This window comes from Agrobacterium sp. fls2-241-TYG-188a (genome assembly GCF_030209845.1).
In genome coordinates this window covers 18,755-35,822 of record NZ_JARVRD010000002.1, presented here as the reverse complement: position 1 = coordinate 35,822, position 17,068 = coordinate 18,755, and the positions used below count along the sequence as shown (strand labels likewise).

Here is a 17,068-nt window from a genome sequence, read left to right as displayed (position 1 = left end):
TTGAGTGGGGAAATGCATCACCATACATGATCAATGAAATCAAGTTAAGTTTGCTAAATTGCGCGCCTCTCTTCTCACTTTGAGTTGAAAGGCAGCCTTATTCGGACGGAAAAACTCCGGAATTCAATCTGCAGTAAAGGTCAGGACGCTGTCTGGTGCAATCGAAAGGCCGACATCCTGCAGATGCGGCGGGACCCTCTTCATGCCACGAACGCGCAGATCCCCGACAAGACCGTCAACCCGGATGGACAGCTGTTCTATCTCGCCCATGAAGACGCGGTTGGTAATGCGGCCCTGCGTGGTCGTGTCGGTTCCCGCAGGGGTGATGCTGATGGCGCTGGGGCGGATATAAGCGAGACCCTTGTCACCCTCACGCAGGGCGAGGTTCGACGAGAACTTGCCAACGGGCGTTTCAAGCTGGCCACCCCGCATGACGCCTTCGACCTTGTTGAAGGCGCAGAAGAAATCCGCCGCGTAGCGACTGCCCGGATTGTCGTGCAGGTCATAGCCGGTTCCCGTCTGGACGACCCTTCCCTTTTGCATCAACACCACACGATCGCCCGCCGACAGCGCCTCTTCGGGATCGTGGGTCACCATGATGACGGTGGTGTCCAGACGTCGCAGCAGGCCCAGCGTTTCTTCGCGAACGCTGTCGCGCAGGCCGCGATCGAGATTGGAGAAGGGCTCGTCCATCAGCAGAATATCGGGCTTCGGGGCCAAGGCGCGAGCGAGCGCGACACGCTGCTGCTCACCGCCCGATAATGTATGCGGATAGCGCCCGGCCAGATCAGCCAGGCGGACATGCTCGATCATGTCGGCACTGCGCACCTTCGCCTCGGCCCTCGGCAATCCCTTCAGCCCGAACAGTACATTCTGCTCCACCGTCAGATGGGGAAACAGCGCATAGTCCTGAAACACGAAGCCGATCCGCCGTTTTTCCGGCTCCATGAAGGTGGTTGGCCCGGCAATTTCGCGCCCATGCATCCACACCGATCCCGTATCGGGTGTTTCCACACCGGCGATGATCCGCAACAGCGTGGATTTTCCACATCCGGAACGACCGACGAGACAGATGATTTCGCCGCGGTCCACGGTCAGGCTGACATCCTCGAGCACAGTCGTTTCGCCGAAACGCTTGCCGATTGTGCCGAGTTTGAGTGCCTCAATGCCAGACATGTCCGAATTCCGTGTGTTTTCGCTGCGGTTTGTTGATCGCGCAAATCAGCTTTAATGTCAAAAGCTCGTTGTTGAACGCGTGTAGCCACACTGTCCTATCGTGTATTTGATGTGCGCAGTTGACGTTTACGTTAGAGTTAAATACGCTGATGTGAGTGGATGGTTTTGGAGGCTTCATCTACGCTTGCAAGCACGTGCCAGCACACGCCTGTCCAGCTGAGGAGCAGACGGGAAAATTGGTTCAGCAGTGCTTGCGAATGCCAGCATGGGGAGGAATTTCATGAGCAATACGAATCTGGGCCATCAGCAAACGCATAGCCGTGAAAAGCCATGGCTTGCTTCCTATCCTCCAGGCGTTCCCGCCGAGCTTCCCGATCTGGGTTACAATTCCCTGGCTGAACTCGTGGAGAAGAATTGCGAGCGCTATGCCGAGCGCAAGGCGTTTTCCTCCATGGGCAAATCGCTGACCTACAGGCACCTGGAGGAGCTGACACGACGCGTGGGCGCATGGCTGCAAAGTCTGGGCCTGAAGAAGGGCGACCGGGTTGCGGTCATGATGCCCAACATCCTGCAGAACCCGGTGGCGACCTATGCGATCCTCAGAGCAGGCATGACGGTGGTCAACGTCAACCCGCTTTATACGCCCCGCGAATTGGAGCATCAGCTCAAGGATTCAGGCGCAAAAGCCCTGTTCGTGCTGGAAAATTTCGCGCATGTCGTCCAACAGGCCCTGTCCAAAACCGATGTTGAGCATGTCATCGTCACGACGATGGGAGACCTCCTGGGCCTGAAGGGCCACGTCGTCAATTTCGTGGTGCGCAAGGTCAAGAAAATGGTGCCGGCCTACGATCTGCCCAAGGCTGTCGGCTTTAAACAGGTTCTGTCGCAATCCCGGCAGATGGACCTGAAGACGGCGCCAATCATGCGCGACGATATCGCCTTCCTGCAATATACCGGCGGAACCACGGGCATCTCCAAGGGCGCCATTCTGACCCACGCGAACCTGCTTGCAAACAAGGCGCAGATTTCGCTCTGGATGGACGCGGTGTTCCTTAACAAGAAGCGGCCAGAGGTGATGAACTTCGTCTGCGCCTTGCCGCTCTACCATATTTTTGCGCTGACGGTGAATTCGCTGATGGGCATCGCGCTTGGCGGTCACAACCTGCTGATCGCAAATCCGCGCGATATTCCCGGCTTCGTCAAGGAGCTTTCCAACTACACGCCGCATGTCTTTCCAGCCATCAACACCCTATTCAACGCGCTGTTGAACAACAAGGATTTCGCGAAGCTGGACCTGTCTTCGCTGGTGCTGGTCATGGGTGGCGGCATGTCGGTGCAGCGGCCTGTTGCCGAACGCTGGGCCGCCGTTACAGGCACCCATATCTGTGAAGGCTATGGACTTTCCGAAACCTCGCCCGTTGCCACCGTCAACCCGCTTGGCCAGTCCGATTTCAGCGGCACGATCGGGCTTCCCGTGCCATCCACGGATGTCGACATCCGCGATGATGACGGCAACAGCCTGCCGCTTGGCGAAGTCGGCGAAATCTGTATCCGCGGCCCACAGGTCATGCCGGGCTACTGGCAGCGCCCGGATGAAACGGCCAAGGTGATGACGCCGGATGGTTTCTTCCGTTCCGGCGACATGGGCTTCATGGATGAGCGCGGCTATACCAAGATCGTTGACCGCAAGAAGGACATGATCCTGGTTTCCGGCTTCAACGTCTATCCCAATGAAATCGAGGAAGTGGCGGCAGCCCATCCCGGCGTGCAGGAATGCGCTGCCGTTGGCGTGCCGGACGACCATTCCGGCGAGGCCGTGAAGCTCTATGTGGTCAAGAAAGACCCTGACCTGACCGCCGAGGATTTGCGCGAATTCTGCGCCAAGAGCCTGACCAACTACAAGCGGCCGAAGCACATTGCGTTTCTGACAGAACTTCCGAAGACCAATGTCGGCAAGATCCTGCGGCGTGAACTTCGAAAGCTGGCTAACTGATTGGTGCGCTTCATAATATTTCAATCGATTTAGTCGATCGCGCCTTGATTTAGCCTGATGAAAAAGAATAGTTTCCTCATCCTTTCCCGGAGCATGAGGAGTATTCCATGCAGGCTATCGTCGAAAATCTGAAATCCACCGCTGCCAAGACCGCAGCCACCGATCTTCGCGCCGCTTTTGCCGCCAACGCCAATCGGTTCGAGCAATTCAGCGTGCGCTTCGACGATTTGTTGATGGATTACTCCAAATGCGCCGTGAATGACGAGGTGTTGGCGCTTCTCGAAAAGCTCGCCCTCGAAGGTGGCGTCGAGACGAAGCGCGACGAGATGTTCTCTGGCAAGGAGATCAACTTCACCGAAGGCCGCGCCGTTCTGCACACGGCACTGCGCAACCGGTCGAACACGCCCGTGCTGGTCGATGGCAAGGATGTGATGCCTGACGTGAACGGCGTGCTTGCCGCCATGGGCAAGTTTGCCGATGCCATTCGCTCCGGCGCGCTGAAGGGCGCGACCGGCAAGAAAATCACCGATGTCGTCAATATCGGCATTGGCGGTTCCGACCTTGGCCCGGTCATGGCAACGCTGGCGCTTGCACCTTTCCATGATGGCCCACGCGCGCACTTCGTTTCCAATATCGATGCCGCTCATATTGCCGATACGCTGAAGCAGATCGACCCGGAAACATCGCTCTTCATCATCGCCTCCAAGACCTTTACCACCATCGAGACGATGACCAATGCCGCCACGGCACGCGCATTCATTGCCGACAAGCTGGGCGAAGACGCCGTCGGCCACCACTTCTGCGCCGTTTCCACCGCGCTCGACAAGGTGGCCAAATTCGGCATCAATAGCGACCGTGTGTTCGGTTTCTGGGATTGGGTCGGCGGTCGCTACTCCATCTGGTCGGCCATCGGCCTGCCGCTGATGATTGCCATCGGCCCTGAAAATTTCGGCAAGTTCCTGGATGGCGCGCACGCCATGGATACGCATTTCCGGGAAGCGCCGGTGCGCCAGAACCTGCCCATGCTGCTCGGCCTCATCGGCTTTTACCACCGCAATGTGCTGGACTACCCAACCCGCGCCATCCTGCCCTATGACCAGCGCCTGTCGCGCTTCCCCGCCTATCTCCAGCAGCTCGACATGGAATCCAACGGCAAGGGCGTCACCATTGACGGCACGCCGGTCGAAGGCCAGTCCGGCCCTGTCGTTTGGGGTGAGCCCGGCACCAACGGTCAGCACGCCTTCTACCAGCTCATCCATCAGGGCACGAGCGTCATCCCTGCCGAATTCATGATTGCCGCCAATGGCTTCGAGCCTGATCTGCGCCACCAGCACCAGCTGCTCATCGCAAATTGCCTTGCGCAATCCGAAGCGCTGATGAAGGGCCGCACCCTCTCCGAAGCCAAGGAGCAGCTGACGTCCAAGGGCATGGACGACAAAAAAGCCGACTTCATCGCTCCACACCGCGTCTTCACCGGCAACCGCCCGTCCATCACATTCGTCTATGACAAGCTCACGCCCTTTGCGCTTGGCCGCCTGATTGCGCTTTACGAACACCGCGTCTTCGTGGAAGGCGTCCTGTTCCGCATCAATTCCTTTGACCAGTGGGGCGTGGAATTGGGCAAGGAACTGGCAACCGGCCTTCTGCCTGTCGTGGAAGGCAAGGAAAGCGCCGAAGACCACGACAGCTCGACGCAGGGTCTGGTCAAGGCACTCTCGGGTCTGGCGAAGTAACCAATCACCCCCCATAAAACGACAAAACCCGCCGGTCTCCCGGCGGGTTTTTTATGCAGACCATCCGCTCAAGCCGACGACTTCCCCTCCGTCATTCCGGCCTTGAGCCGGAATCCAGCAGCGCCGCGTCTGCGGCGCGTAAGAGTCCTTTCATCAAGCACTTGGTCGCAACGCACCCCGGACCGAGTCCGGGTTGACGCAGGGAAACAGCCTTACTCAGCAGGCGCCATGGTAGGGTCGAGCGCATCAATCCCTTCCTGACGGTCATAGGCGGCCTGATCGAGAATGCCCTGACGCTTGGCGACGATGGTGGGGATCAGCGCCTGACCGGCCACATTGACCGCCGTGCGACCCATATCAAGGATCGGGTCAACCGCCAGCAACAGGCCGACGCCTTGCAGTGGCAGGCCGAGCGTAGACAGCGTCAGTGTCAGCATCACCGTCGCGCCCGTCAGACCCGCCGTTGCCGCAGAGCCCAGAACCGAGACAAAAGCGATCAGCACATACTCCTGAATGCCGAGCGGCACGCCGTAGAACTGGGCTACGAAAATGGCCGAGATTGCCGGATAGATGGCAGCGCAGCCGTCCATCTTCGTCGTAGCACCCAGCGGCACGGCAAAGGCCGCATATTCACGGGGCACACCGAGATTGCGTTCCGTGACCTGCTCCGTCAACGGCAAGGTGCCGATCGATGAGCGCGAAACAAAAGCAAGCTGGATGGCAGGCCATGCGCCGGAGAAAAAGCGGATCGGGTTCAGACCGTTTGCGGTAAGAATAACGGGATAGACCACGAAGAGAACGATGGCGAGACCGATATAGATCGCTGCCGAGTACCAGCCGAGCGAAGCCAAAGCTTCCCAGCCATAGACGGCAACAGCATTGCCCAGAAGACCAATCGTGCCGATGGGCGTCAGACGAATGACCCACCAGAGGATCTTGCGGGTGATGGCCAGAAGCGAGCGGTTGAACGCCAGAAACGGCTCAGCCTTCTCACCCACCTGCAAGGCAGCGATACCGACGGCAATGGAAATGACCAGTATCTGCAGCACATTGAAGTTCAGCGCAGTGGTCGCACCACCCGGAGTGACCTTGGTCGATGCCTGAAGGCCAAGCAGGTTGGCCGGGATCAGCCCTTTGAGAAAATCAAGCCAGGAACCGGTGCTGGATGGTGCCGCAGCCGCCGTGGCCGCAACGCCGGAATTTATGCCGGGCTGGATGAGGAGGCCAAGGGCGATACCGATGAGCACCGCAATCAAAGCCGTAATCGCAAACCACAACAGCGTCTGCCACACAAGCCGCGCTGCATTGTTCAACTCCCGCAGATTGGCGATGGAGGCAACAATGGCGGTAAAGATCAGCAGCGGCACTAGGGCGCGCAGAAGCTGCACGAAGATGGTGCCGATGGTGGCCAGCGTCTGAACCAGCCAGTTCGGCCCCGCCTCCGTGGCACCCATCTGCCGGGCGATGTAGCCGAGCACAAGGCCGACGACCATCGCCGCAAAGACCTGAAAACCGAAAGACGCGTAAAAGGGCTTGGGCGCCCTTGTGGTGGATTGAGCTGACATTTTGAATTCCGTGAAAACGAAAAGACGATGGCTACCGTCTAACGTGGAAATGATGAGAAGGTTCTATTCTCTGCTTCTTGTCCACAACATCAACGAACGGAATTGCTCGCCCGGGCGATTCATTAGAAATTTCGTTTATAGAGTAACCGGGCATGGCTTGAGCAAATCGCCGCTCGTTTACGGATCAAAACAATTCATGAGATCGATCCGTCCCGGCAGGTGGATAAAGCAAAAAGAAGCGCCTAGCCTTGGCGAAACCTCATCTTTATCAGGTCTTCGCCAGATGCCGCTTCTCGATGCGACCGCTATTCACCCCATTACCCTCCCCGATGGGCGGGTCTATGATGAAACCGTCTATCTCAAGAATGTCATCGATCATCCGCGGATGGAGGTCGGTGAGTTCAGCTATTACACACACTCAGGAAAGCTTGAGGACACGGTTGCTATTCTGGCACCCTTCCTTGGTCATGACGTCCGGGAGCGGTTGGTCATCGGCAAATTCGTGCAGATCGCCAGAGGCAGCTACTTCATCACGAGCTCTGCCAACCACCCCATGACTGGCTTCACCACCTATCCGTTTCGCATCTTCAAACCGGAGACATTCGGATACAAGGATTTGCCCTTCAAAGACACGATTGTGGATCACGATGTGTGGATCGGCCAGAACGCGGCCATCATGCCGGGGGTCCATATCGGCAGCGGCGCCATCATCGCCGCCGCATCGGTGGTCACCCGCAACGTGCCGCCTTATGCAATTGTCGGAGGAAACCCCGCCGGGATTATCCGCATGCGGTATTCGCAAGAGGTGATTGAAGACCTGCTAAGCATCGCCTGGTGGGACTGGCCTCTCCGTAAGATCGAAGCCAATCTCGAAGCACTCAATAGTGGCGACATCGCCGAACTGAAAAAGCATTCCTAGGGCTTACCTAGTGTCTCCCCGGTCAGTCGATTTTGCCATCGCCCTCTGCTGACCGTGCCGAAAAGCCGTTCTCCCTGGTCACGGACTTCCAAAGTGCCGACGCCATCTGTTGCTTCGAGACGGCAATATGCGGAAAATGCAATGGATGTCTGAATGTTGGAAGAAAGTTTGAGCCAACGTCTTCCGTCAACCGTCAACACGGCAGGTTTGCGGTTGTAGTCCACTGATAGGATCAGGCTCTGACCTTGCCAAATGGAGAGGATCACATCCTTATTGTGACAAACGGCAGATGGGTCTTCGTGCTGAACAAATGTCTCTGCTCCCCATGCGGAAAAAGCCATGAACAGCGCGAGGATCGGCGCAAAAATCCATTTTGAATACATCCCAGCTAAACTACCATGGGTTGCAAAGGCGATCAACCGCTTTTCCAGTCCCGTCGCAAACTGGCTAAGCATTATGCAATCGAAGTGATGACTAGCGCTGCTGGTCTCCGTTGGATATGCCGCCATCATGCCACTGTTCATAATAACGCGTGGCAGTGTCCTGCGCGGTCAACAGCATGGATGGGTTCTGCCAGACCATAAACCCGCCGATGACGACAGCGGCCACCAGCGCAATCCCGATCAGCTTGCGCACGACGAACATCACCAACCAGATGGCGATGACCGCAAAAACGGCCATCATAAGAATCGAAGCGATGTCTTCAGGGATGTAGGTCTTAAGGATTTCCATGGTTGCTTATAGGGAGAGTGTTTTGGCCGAAGAAAGGCAGAGCCAAGTTTGTCGAGCGAAGAAATTGGGAAAAGTGGCGCGATAGGTTCATCCCCTTGATGCGTGTCGTCATTGGTGGCGCGAGCCCCAGTCTCAGGACTGCGAAGACGTCGGCGTCATGCATTCCACCTCGCTTGAGGGTGATTTGATGAGGGCGAGCATGATGCCGCCTGCCGTGATAATCGCGCAACCCGCTATCACGCCTGATGTCGGTTGCTCACCAAAAAACTGAAAACCGATAAGTCCCGCAAAGATCAGCCAAGTGTAGTCGACGGGACCTACAATTGTCAGCGGTGCAAGGCGGTATCCTTGGACGATGCAATATTGTGCGGATACCGCAAGAGGACCGAGAAGGAAACAGGATAAAACCCCTTTCAAAGAGAGGGGCGCCCATTGGATGATAGCAGGAGCGGCCATCAGCAGGATTCCGAACATGTTGACATGAAGCAGCACCGTCATCGCTCGATCAGAATGCGAAAGCACCTTGATCATCAAACCTTCCACTGCCAGCAGCGCGGCACCGAGAACCGCTATACCCGCAGGAAAAATATACGCCGAGTGAAATTGCGTGAATGCGCCACGCGATGCCATTACCGTCGCTGCGCCGGTGCAACAAATAGCGATTGCGGCCAGATGCAGCCAGTTGACCCGCTCTTTCAGAACCAGAACGCCGAGCGGGATAACGAAGACGACGTAGAGCAGGCCTATAGCCGTGGCATCCACGATCGGCATGTTGGCAGATGCATAGATCAACGCGCCACCGCCCGAGGCGCCGAAGACTGCGCGCATGAAATGGGACAGGGGGCGGGGGCTACGATAGGCAGATACTCTTTCTCGTCGCAGCCAGACGATGAGCAGCAAGGTTGCCAAACCGCCGATATAGCGAAAGAACAGAATTTGCGGGGTGCTCGCCATTCCGTCAGCAAATTTTCCGGATGAAAAGATTAAGGAAAATAATGCTGTCCCGGCAGTGACCCAGGCGATGGCTTTGGCGTTGATCAGAGACTGGCTTGATTTCATCGTGCTTCCATTCAGCTAATCTGCACTTTATGATTGATGTTCGCATCACCAGCAAACGAGTAGATCTAGGGGTGAATGAGAAAATCTCATGCAGAAAAAGCGCCGTATTTCGCTCAATGCCATCCGAATGTTTGTGACGGTTGCACGCACCGGAAGCCTGACCGCAGCTGGCCTGGAACTCAATGTGACCTCAAGCGCGGTGAGCCACCAACTGAAAAAGCTTGAGGATGAACTTGGCGTCAGCTTTTTCCGCCGGGGCAATAACTCCGTTACCCTGACCAATGCTGGAGAGCGTTTTTATCAGGAGGTGGCACCGGCAGTGGCTGTGATCGAGCGGTCGGTCGAAGCGCATTATCGACATGAGGCCGAACTTACCGTCCAGGCATCCACCTCACTTGCATTGCGCTGGCTCATACCATCGTTGGATCGGTTTCGCGCCATTTACCCGCAAGTCCGCGTCCGGGTGGAAACTGTTTCGGCGCCAGCTTTAGGGGTGCAGCCGGTTTGCGATGTCGTCATTCGCTACTTTCGGGCAGGTCAGTCGGCAGAAGGCTGGGAGTTGCTCGAAGCCGACATAAGTCGTCCTGTCATCTCTCCAAGGCTGCTGGAAAAACACGGCGAAAGCGGCAATATCCCAATTACGGACGTGCCCGCGCTTCAATGCGCGGCTGGTAACTGGGATTGGAAGCTTTGGTGCGAAAAAGTTGGACTTCCTCTGACGGACCTGACTTTCGTCCATGAATTTGATACGGACGATGCAGCTCTGCATGCGTGCATTGCCGGGCTTGGCATCGCGCTTTCCCCGCCGATACTGACCGATAGAGAAACACGATCCGGCGCACTGGTAGCCTTGCCCGGATACCAGCCTATCGAAATAGGATCATATCGTTACCAGCGTTTGTCGCAAGCAAAAGTGGCCCGACAATTTTGCAGCTGGATGGCATCAGAAATGCTCAACCTGCGGCAAAACAGCATTTAGAGCGTTTCCGGATTTCAGCTTACAAGCCGATCTCATTCGCCCATGGCGGGTTCGCCCCCGCACGTGACACCGTCACGGCAGCAGCTTTTGCGCCGAGCGTTAGTGCCTTGGCAATCTGCTCTTCGGTCAGCGCCGCGACTTGTGGCTTGGTGAGCAGGCCCTGCAGTTTCAGCGAGGCGAGGATGCCGGCGTCGAAGGTGTCGCCTGCGCCAACGGTGTCGACGACATCGACGCGCTCGCTCGGCACTTCCACGCGAAGGTTCGACGTGTAGCCGACCGCGCCTTCTGCGCCGCGGGTGACGACAACGAGCTTGGCGCCGTGGTGAAGCCAGTGGCGGGCGAGCGTGTCTTCATCGCCTTCCAGACCGAACCATGCCAGATCCTCATCCGAGAACTTCACGATATCGGACTTGGCGGCCATGCGGTTGATGCGCTCAAGATGCTTCTGCTTGTCCTTGATGAAACCGGGGCGGATGTTGGGGTCGAGCGAGATGACGCGCTTGTCGTGTTCGCGCATCAGAAGCGCCTCATAGGTGCCGCCGCAGGGCTCAGGAATGAGGCTTATCGCGCCGAAATGCATGGCTTCGCAATCGGCTCCGATATTGGGCAGATCGCTTTCAGACAGCATCCGCAGCGCCGTACCTTCATCGTAAAAGGCGTAGGTTGCGTGACCATCGACCAGTTTCACGAAGGCGATGGTGGAGGGGCGGTGCGAGAAGGCGCAGAGGCTGTAATCGACATTGCTGGCCTTCAACGTATCTTTCAGGATCTCGCCCATCATGTCATCGGCGATGCCGCAGAAGAAGGCGGAGGGAACGCCGAGACGACCTAGCGCAATCGCCGTGTTGAAGACCGCGCCGCCCGCATAGGGCGCAAAACCGGCTTCGCCTTTCGTGGTTTCACGCGGCAGCATGTCGATCAGGGCTTCACCACAACACAGGATCATCCGGTTCTCCTCCGTATCAAAAACTAAATCGATTTAAACAACTTCGCCTGAATTGGCCAGATGTCTACCAATCGAAAATTCCATGCCTAACCAAGATCAGGATTGCGGCAATTCGCTGACCCCGCCGCGTGCGGCAGACCATGGCAGCGGATTGTCAAGGAAGGCTTCGACTTCCGACAGGGTCTTGTCATCGAACAGCTTTTCGGAGCGGGCAACGGCCAGAACATTGCGCCATGTGCTCAGGTAATGCAGCTTCACATTTCCGTTGGCAAAGCGGGCCTCTGCCTCCGGGAAGATACCGTAATAGAACAGTGCGATACCGTGATCGACAATACCACCCGCTGCGCGGATGGCATCGATGAAGGTGAACATCGAGCCGCCAGCGGTCGTCAGATCTTCGATCACAAGCACGCGCGCGCCTTCAGGCATGTGGCCCTCAATCTGCGCATTGCGGCCATGGCCCTTGGGCTTCTTGCGGCAGTATATCATCGGCAAACCAAGGCGTTCTGCCAGGAAGGCTGCGAAGGGAATGCCTGCGGTTTCGCCACCGGCCACGCAATCGAACTTTTCAAAACCGGCATCAGCGACGATTTTCGCCGCAGCGAAATCCATGACGGTGGAGCGAATGCGCGGATAGGAAATCAGCTTGCGCATGTCGATATAGACGGGGCTCTTCATGCCCGATGCGAAGGTATAGGGGCTTTCGGAATTGAAATGAACCGCCTTGATCTCCCACAGCATCTTCGCGACAAGTTCTGCCACCAGGGCGCGATCCGTGAATGTGAATGTGGACATCGGGCGTTTCCTCTTTGATCCGGGTGCTACATAGAAAAACTGCCGGACGAACCGGCAGTGATTTGAAAAATTCAGGCGACATCCCAATGCAACGGGAACATGGGGTCAAACACCGTAACCGGGCCTGCACCCGTCTCGATCTTCTCCGGGAAGCTGACCGGCTCATCGCGCTTGATGAGCGTGATGGTGTCCTCGTTCGGCGCAAGGCCATACCAGGCGGGGCCGCTGAGCGAGGTGAAGGCTTCCAGTCTATCCAGCGCATTGTCCTGCTCGAAGACATGGGCAAGGCAGCTCATGGTGTTGATGGAGGTGTAGATGCCCGCGCAACCACAGGCGCATTCCTTCAACGGGTCCACATGCGGGGCCGAATCCGTGCCGAGGAAAAATCTGCTGTCGCCTGAAGTCGCGGCAGCGCGCAGCGCCAAACGGTGTTCTTCGCGCTTGGCAACCGGCAGGCAGTAATAATGCGGCTTGATACCGCCCACCAGAATGGCGTTGCGGTTGATGATGAGGTGATGGGTGGTGATGGTGCCTGCCAGATTGGCCTTGGATGACTTGATGTAATCCACGCCGTCTTGTGTCGTCACATGCTCCATCGTCACCTTCAACTCGGGCAGGCGCTTTCGCAGCGGCTCCAGAACCGTCTCGATAAAGACCTTCTCGCGGTCGAAAATATCGACTTCAGGCGTCGTAACTTCACCATGAACGCAAAGCGGCAGGCCAATCTTGGCCATGCGCTCCAGCACCGGCATGGCCTTGTCCATATCCCTGACGCCACCGTGGGAATTGGTGGTGGCACCGGCAGGGTAAAGCTTGACCGCATGGATGAGGCCGCTCGTCTTGCCCTGTTCCACATCATCGGCGCTGGTATGCTCAGTCAGATACAGCGTCATCAGCGGCTGGAAGCGGTCACCTGCGGGAATAGCCTTGGTGATGCGCTCCTTATAGGCGATGGCATCTGCTGTCGTGACAACAGGCGGAACGAGGTTCGGCATGATGATGGCGCGGGCGAAATGGCGGCTGGTATCGCCAATCACGCCTTCCAGCATCGCACCATCGCGCAAATGTAGGTGCCAGTCATCAGGGCGGCGAAGGGTGATCGACTTCATCGTTTTAGCCTCGGAGCTTGCTGGAATTGCGCCCGTTTAACACCATTCTGCGCGAGAAGACAGCGCCAAAAACCACTTTTTCAGCGCAAAAGCTGGCGTCAAATCGCTTCCTTGTTAAATGGAAGCGTTCTGCTGGAACAGATTTTCGTCAGGGCAAAGGCGATTGGCGAAGGGCATACCCAAAGGTACGGTCGAGCCAATCGCCTTTGCCCTGGCGGAAATATGCCCGGCCCTGCGGGTTGGTTGAAACGGCCCGTCTGCTTGCCCGGATGGCTTGGCCGTATGCTGAGGCTACGGCACGCGCCATCCGGACAATCAGTCGATCCCGTTTGAACCAACAGAATCGCTTCCATTTAACAAGGAAGCGCTCTAGATCGCGCCCGCCTGCGGACCCCAAACATCCGTCATGGCAAAACCATCCGCCAGCGGATCATTGGGATCAAGCCAGACCTGATGCATGCCGAAGGTAAAGCCGCGCCCGGCAATGGTGGGAATGACCGCTGCCTTGCCAGCCACCTCGGTCACGGCTGACAACCCCACCTCGAACTGCGTGCCGATAATGGAGCGGGAGGTGTAGCTATCGCCAACCTTGACCTTGCCGCGCGCATGCAGCGTGGCGAGATTGGCGGAATTGCCCGTGCCGCAGGGCGAGCGATCCGCCCGGCCCGGCCACATGGTGGTGCATGTGCGGATGGTGCCATCGGTCTCGGTATCGCGGAACATGACATAGGCGACGCCCGAGATGGCCGGGATTTCCGGGTGCGCGACAGGAATTTCGCGGTTGACGATATCCTTCAGCACCATGCCCGCCGCCACCAGCTTTGCCGCATTGGCCTTGTCGATGGTCAGCCCAATCTGGCCCACGTCAACGAGGGCATAGAAGATGCCGCCATAGGCGATATCCATGCGGATGCGACCCCAGTCCGGCGTGTCGATCTCCACGTCCAGCTCATGCACGAAGGATGGCACCATGGTGAGTTTCACCTTTTCGCAGCGCCCATCGCGGCAGGTGGCGGTGGCCTTGACCAGACCGGCCGCCGTTTCCAGCATGACGATGGTTTCCGGCTCCTTCATCTCCACCATGCCGCTTTCCAGAAGCGCCGTCGTGGCACAGATGGAGTTGGAGCCGGAGCTCGCATGTGCCTGATCCGGCTGGAGAATGACGAAAGCGGCATCCGCATCCGGGTGCTTGGGCGGCAGCAGAAGGTTAACGGAGCCGATGGGCGCGCCGCGCGGCTCCAGCGTCAGGAAGCGCCGGAGCTCCTCGCCCTTTGGATCGGTGTTGAGCCAATTCAGCTGTTCGGCCACCGTACTGCCCGGAATTTTCGGAACGCCGCCGGTGGCCACACGCCCGATTTCACCTTCGCAATGGACATCGAGAAGCTGAAGGGTACGTTTGAACCGCATGGGGGCCACTCCGGAAAGGGGATTATATGAGGCCGGTCATATCCGATAAAATACTGTTTGTATATTCAGCTCTAGCGATCCCGGCATTCTGATTTCCCGCGGTTACCGGCCACCGTGCAGTCCGTGCCGCCGCCAGAACCGGTTCCCAGCGCTTGAGGATCAACGACGCTGGTTGCGGTGTCTCCAACCGAACCGACGGTATTGCCAACGGAGCGGCCAAGGCGCTCCACCTGCCGCCCGTAGTTTTCGCGGGTGCGGGGATCGAACACGGCAATTGGCGCGCTGACGACAACGCTTGCCGCAGTGCCGACCGTCTGTGCCGCACCGATGCCAACCGCGCCGATGGCTTCGCCAAGGCCCACGTCCGAATCCGTCACCGTCTGCCCGGCAATCAGCCGGTCGCCGATAAGGCGCACGACCTCGGGGCTCTCGGCGAACTTGCCGTGGTTGAGATTGTCTCCGGACTTCAGCTTGGTCAGGTCAAGAACTGTGATACCGGCGCTTTCCAGCTGGCAGCGATAGGGCTCTGCGGAAGGGTCGATCTGGCCGAGGCGGTCGACATTGCCGGAAATGCGGCGCGAAAGGCTGAGCGCCCTGTCATCCTGCGAGACGAAGAGCGTGAATTTCGGCCTCTCCTTGCCAAGGCTTGCATATTGGCGGGCGAACACATCCACATCGAGATCGGGTGCGGCCAGAATGACATTGTTGATCTTGGGATAGACGCGGCCATGGCGGATCGCCATCTGGCGCAGAGCCTCCACCGCAAGCCAGGTGCCCATGGAATGCGCCATGATGGTGACGTCGTTGACAGAGCCATCCTTGGCCAGCCGCGTCAGCGTTTCTTCCAGCGCATCGCGAGAATAATTGGTGCTTTCCTTGTCGTAATTATAATCGAACACGCTGGCGCGCGATGGCCATGTAAAGACAACCGGCATCACATCGGAGCCGGAATCGTGAACGATCTGCGCAAAGCGATAGACCGATTCCTCGTAGCGGTTGTTGAAGCCGTGGACGAAAACCAGCACCCGCTTGCTCTTGAAGCTATGGCTCTTGATCCAGCTGCGACTTTCCGCTTCGCTGGTAATGGGCTCGACGGAAACCGTGGTGAAATTCTTCAGCGGATCGGCAGGCAGTTTCTTCGGCCACTGCACCTGGCCGACGGTGCGGTTTGCTGCGGGCGGAATGGACACGGTGATGGCATCGACCTTCAGCCCCGTTCCGCGTTCCCCGCCGAACAGAATGGCCTTGTCATCGGAAGGCGCGCGCGTGGTTGCGACCAGAAGATTGACCGGCGAAGTCCCCTGCATCAACTGACCGGTCGGTGTCATCACACCGATAGGCCTTCCGCCGCAGCCTGCCAAGATGGCCAACATGGTCACGATTGCTACGAGCCTTGCGGCCATTCCAGATACTCCCCGCAAAAGCCACCGGGACACTCAGCCTGTCCCTTCGCCATGCAAACTCAAGCCATGCTTATCGCAGAAGGACTTGTCGTTAGCCAGCCTTCTGGCCCGGGTCCGGCGTGCCTTTCCGGTGATGTGTGACGCAGGCGCCTCAACCTAGCGCTCCCGCCGATGCGTCACCAAACAAAAGGCAAGCTTGGCGACTGCTACGTCAAATAGACGTGATGCGATCTCAAGCACCTCATCGAAGAGCGTCAGGAACGATTGCAGAGGTCGCATTATTATTTCGGAGAAAAGTGAAATGAGACTCTCTATACTTATAAGAGGTAACAACTTCCTCGAAGCTGACCGCTTCGGGTTATCCATGGACGCTCGAAACAACATTGATTCATTGATTGAAAAGCTGATCGACCCTGTTCGCAGGAAGGATCCCGAGGCCAATATTTACCTTGCGACCTACGACAGCCCGGCACTTGCAGAAATTCAGGCAAAAATCGGAAAATGCGAAACCATCCTGCTGGACGCGGCAGGCAGCACGCAGGCCGAAACCTACAAGGCCGGTGTGCGCCGTGTTTTCGAACATGGCAAAACCGATGTGCTCATCGTCTCGCGCTTCGATCTCGAATTCAAGAAAAGCTTCGATGCCTGGGACGTGCAGCTTGACGAGAATGCGATATACTTCCCCTGGCGCGAGTATCGCAACCACTGGCGTGACCACTTCCGCGTCGGCGACGCCGTCCACGTCGTCGGCAAGAATGCCATGTCACCCTTCTACGACAGCCTCATCATGAGCCAGCTGTCCGGCCGCAAGCACCTGCATCTTCTGTATTATCACCTGCGGATCATGCACAACGACCTCAGGTTCATAGAAGACGGATATTGGGATTCCAATACGATGTTTGGCAATCCCGAGTGTAGAAATCCGCTCTACGAAATTCACAATCGGCCACATATTGCCCAGCACAGCAGCGGTGATACGGTCTTCATTCCGGAAATCCGCGCCTGAGAGTGACAGGGCGCCGCTGCGGCGCCCTGTCCCTTGTCGAAGGCGTCACGAACGACCCCGTGCCACCTTCGGGTTCGGGTCACGCTGCTCTTCATCCACATGAAGCTTCGCGACAACGATCATGCCGCAAGCTGTTGAACGGTGACGCCGAAATCTCTCTCTGTCCCACCGCTCAGGGGTGCATCAACAAGCCCCATGCAAGGTTCGATATTTAACCCTAGCCTAGAAGAATACCCAGGAGGCAAC

The 17,068-nt window shown here is 57.5% G+C and carries 15 protein-coding genes; 5 read left to right on the top strand and 10 right to left on the bottom strand.

Features of this window, described 5'->3' with window-relative positions:
• Positions 1 to 123: 123 nt before the first annotated feature.
• Entirely contained in the window at positions 124 to 1,176 is a 1,053-nt protein-coding gene (locus QRN85_RS07000; RefSeq protein WP_284757273.1) for an ABC transporter ATP-binding protein, read from the bottom strand.
• Positions 1,177 to 1,456: 280 nt separating this feature from the next.
• On the opposite strand from QRN85_RS07000, the gene QRN85_RS06995 reads away from it, so the two are divergent.
• Together QRN85_RS06995 and pgi are read left to right on the top strand one after the other, a co-directional pair.
• Positions 1,457 to 3,169 (top strand): long-chain-fatty-acid--CoA ligase, encoded by a 1,713-nt coding sequence (locus QRN85_RS06995; RefSeq protein ID WP_284757272.1) that lies wholly within the window; start codon positions 1,457 to 1,459, stop codon positions 3,167 to 3,169.
• A 107-nt stretch (positions 3,170 to 3,276) separates the two neighbouring features.
• A complete protein-coding gene (gene pgi, locus QRN85_RS06990; RefSeq protein WP_284757271.1) occupies positions 3,277 to 4,902 on the top strand; it encodes a glucose-6-phosphate isomerase in 1,626 nt (541 codons plus the stop codon).
• Positions 4,903 to 5,114: 212 nt separating this feature from the next.
• On the opposite strand, the gene QRN85_RS06985 is transcribed toward pgi, so the two are convergent.
• Positions 5,115 to 6,467: a dicarboxylate/amino acid:cation symporter gene (locus tag QRN85_RS06985; protein WP_284757270.1), complete on the bottom strand. Its 1,353-nt coding sequence runs from the start codon at positions 6,465 to 6,467 to the stop codon at positions 5,115 to 5,117.
• Between the two features lie 283 nt (positions 6,468 to 6,750).
• Here QRN85_RS06985 and QRN85_RS06980 point away from each other — a divergent pair, with 283 nt between their 5' ends.
• On the top strand, positions 6,751 to 7,386 hold the full coding sequence (locus QRN85_RS06980; RefSeq protein ID WP_284758793.1) for a CatB-related O-acetyltransferase: 636 nt from the start codon (positions 6,751 to 6,753) through the stop codon (positions 7,384 to 7,386).
• Here QRN85_RS06980 and QRN85_RS06975 read toward each other — a convergent pair.
• The 3 genes from QRN85_RS06975 to QRN85_RS06965 form a co-directional block, all read right to left on the bottom strand.
• Entirely contained in the window at positions 7,383 to 7,841 is a 459-nt protein-coding gene (locus QRN85_RS06975; RefSeq protein ID WP_284757269.1) for a hypothetical protein, read from the bottom strand. The two genes, QRN85_RS06980 and QRN85_RS06975, sit on opposite strands and share 4 nt — an antisense overlap.
• Positions 7,842 to 7,860: 19 nt before the next feature.
• Positions 7,861 to 8,118, bottom strand: a complete 258-nt coding sequence (locus QRN85_RS06970; RefSeq protein WP_284757268.1) for a hypothetical protein — start codon at positions 8,116 to 8,118, stop codon at positions 7,861 to 7,863.
• 132 nt (positions 8,119 to 8,250) lie between these two features.
• Positions 8,251 to 9,177, bottom strand: a complete 927-nt coding sequence (locus tag QRN85_RS06965; RefSeq protein WP_284757267.1) for a DMT family transporter — start codon at positions 9,175 to 9,177, stop codon at positions 8,251 to 8,253.
• Between the two features lie 88 nt (positions 9,178 to 9,265).
• Here QRN85_RS06965 and QRN85_RS06960 point away from each other — a divergent pair, with 88 nt between their 5' ends.
• On the top strand, positions 9,266 to 10,156 hold the full coding sequence (locus QRN85_RS06960; RefSeq protein ID WP_284757266.1) for a LysR family transcriptional regulator: 891 nt from the start codon (positions 9,266 to 9,268) through the stop codon (positions 10,154 to 10,156).
• A 19-nt stretch (positions 10,157 to 10,175) separates the two neighbouring features.
• Here QRN85_RS06960 and QRN85_RS06955 read toward each other — a convergent pair whose 3' ends face one another.
• The 5 genes from QRN85_RS06955 to QRN85_RS06935 all read right to left on the bottom strand — a co-directional run bounded on the left by QRN85_RS06955 (position 10,176) and on the right by QRN85_RS06935 (position 15,816).
• Positions 10,176 to 11,102 carry a carbohydrate kinase family protein gene (locus QRN85_RS06955; protein ID WP_284757265.1) on the bottom strand — a complete coding sequence of 309 codons (927 nt, stop codon included), beginning with the start codon at positions 11,100 to 11,102 and terminating at the stop codon, positions 10,176 to 10,178.
• Between the two features lie 96 nt (positions 11,103 to 11,198).
• Complete coding sequence (locus QRN85_RS06950; protein WP_113092842.1) at positions 11,199 to 11,897, bottom strand: orotate phosphoribosyltransferase; 699 nt, start codon at positions 11,895 to 11,897, stop codon at positions 11,199 to 11,201.
• Between the two features lie 71 nt (positions 11,898 to 11,968).
• Positions 11,969 to 13,006, bottom strand: a complete 1,038-nt coding sequence (gene pyrC, locus QRN85_RS06945; RefSeq protein WP_284757264.1) for a dihydroorotase — start codon at positions 13,004 to 13,006, stop codon at positions 11,969 to 11,971.
• Between the two features lie 369 nt (positions 13,007 to 13,375).
• Positions 13,376 to 14,413 carry a 4-hydroxyproline epimerase gene (locus tag QRN85_RS06940; protein ID WP_113171123.1) on the bottom strand — a complete coding sequence of 346 codons (1,038 nt, stop codon included), beginning with the start codon at positions 14,411 to 14,413 and terminating at the stop codon, positions 13,376 to 13,378.
• A 71-nt stretch (positions 14,414 to 14,484) separates the two neighbouring features.
• Positions 14,485 to 15,816, bottom strand: coding sequence for an alpha/beta hydrolase (locus QRN85_RS06935; protein ID WP_284757263.1), 1,332 nt, complete (start codon positions 15,814 to 15,816; stop codon positions 14,485 to 14,487).
• A 301-nt stretch (positions 15,817 to 16,117) separates the two neighbouring features.
• Between QRN85_RS06935 and QRN85_RS06930 the strand changes: the two genes are divergently transcribed.
• Positions 16,118 to 16,822 (top strand): hypothetical protein, encoded by a 705-nt coding sequence (locus QRN85_RS06930; RefSeq protein WP_156462004.1) that lies wholly within the window; start codon positions 16,118 to 16,120, stop codon positions 16,820 to 16,822.
• Positions 16,823 to 17,068: the final 246 nt, after the last annotated feature.

Coding starts and splice junctions, on each gene's coding strand:
- QRN85_RS07000 (WP_284757273.1), bottom strand. CDS start 1,176: ATGTCTGGCATTGAGGCACTCAAACTCGGCACAATCGGCAAGCGTTTC.
- QRN85_RS06995 (WP_284757272.1), top strand. CDS start 1,457: ATGAGCAATACGAATCTGGGCCATCAGCAAACGCATAGCCGTGAAAAG.
- pgi (WP_284757271.1), top strand. CDS start 3,277: ATGCAGGCTATCGTCGAAAATCTGAAATCCACCGCTGCCAAGACCGCA.
- QRN85_RS06985 (WP_284757270.1), bottom strand. CDS start 6,467: ATGTCAGCTCAATCCACCACAAGGGCGCCCAAGCCCTTTTACGCGTCT.
- QRN85_RS06980 (WP_284758793.1), top strand. CDS start 6,751: ATGCCGCTTCTCGATGCGACCGCTATTCACCCCATTACCCTCCCCGAT.
- QRN85_RS06975 (WP_284757269.1), bottom strand. CDS start 7,841: ATGCTTAGCCAGTTTGCGACGGGACTGGAAAAGCGGTTGATCGCCTTT.
- QRN85_RS06970 (WP_284757268.1), bottom strand. CDS start 8,118: ATGGAAATCCTTAAGACCTACATCCCTGAAGACATCGCTTCGATTCTT.
- QRN85_RS06965 (WP_284757267.1), bottom strand. CDS start 9,177: ATGAAATCAAGCCAGTCTCTGATCAACGCCAAAGCCATCGCCTGGGTC.
- QRN85_RS06960 (WP_284757266.1), top strand. CDS start 9,266: ATGCAGAAAAAGCGCCGTATTTCGCTCAATGCCATCCGAATGTTTGTG.
- QRN85_RS06955 (WP_284757265.1), bottom strand. CDS start 11,102: ATGATCCTGTGTTGTGGTGAAGCCCTGATCGACATGCTGCCGCGTGAA.
- QRN85_RS06950 (WP_113092842.1), bottom strand. CDS start 11,897: ATGTCCACATTCACATTCACGGATCGCGCCCTGGTGGCAGAACTTGTC.
- pyrC (WP_284757264.1), bottom strand. CDS start 13,006: ATGAAGTCGATCACCCTTCGCCGCCCTGATGACTGGCACCTACATTTG.
- QRN85_RS06940 (WP_113171123.1), bottom strand. CDS start 14,413: ATGCGGTTCAAACGTACCCTTCAGCTTCTCGATGTCCATTGCGAAGGT.
- QRN85_RS06935 (WP_284757263.1), bottom strand. CDS start 15,816: ATGGCCGCAAGGCTCGTAGCAATCGTGACCATGTTGGCCATCTTGGCA.
- QRN85_RS06930 (WP_156462004.1), top strand. CDS start 16,118: ATGAGACTCTCTATACTTATAAGAGGTAACAACTTCCTCGAAGCTGAC.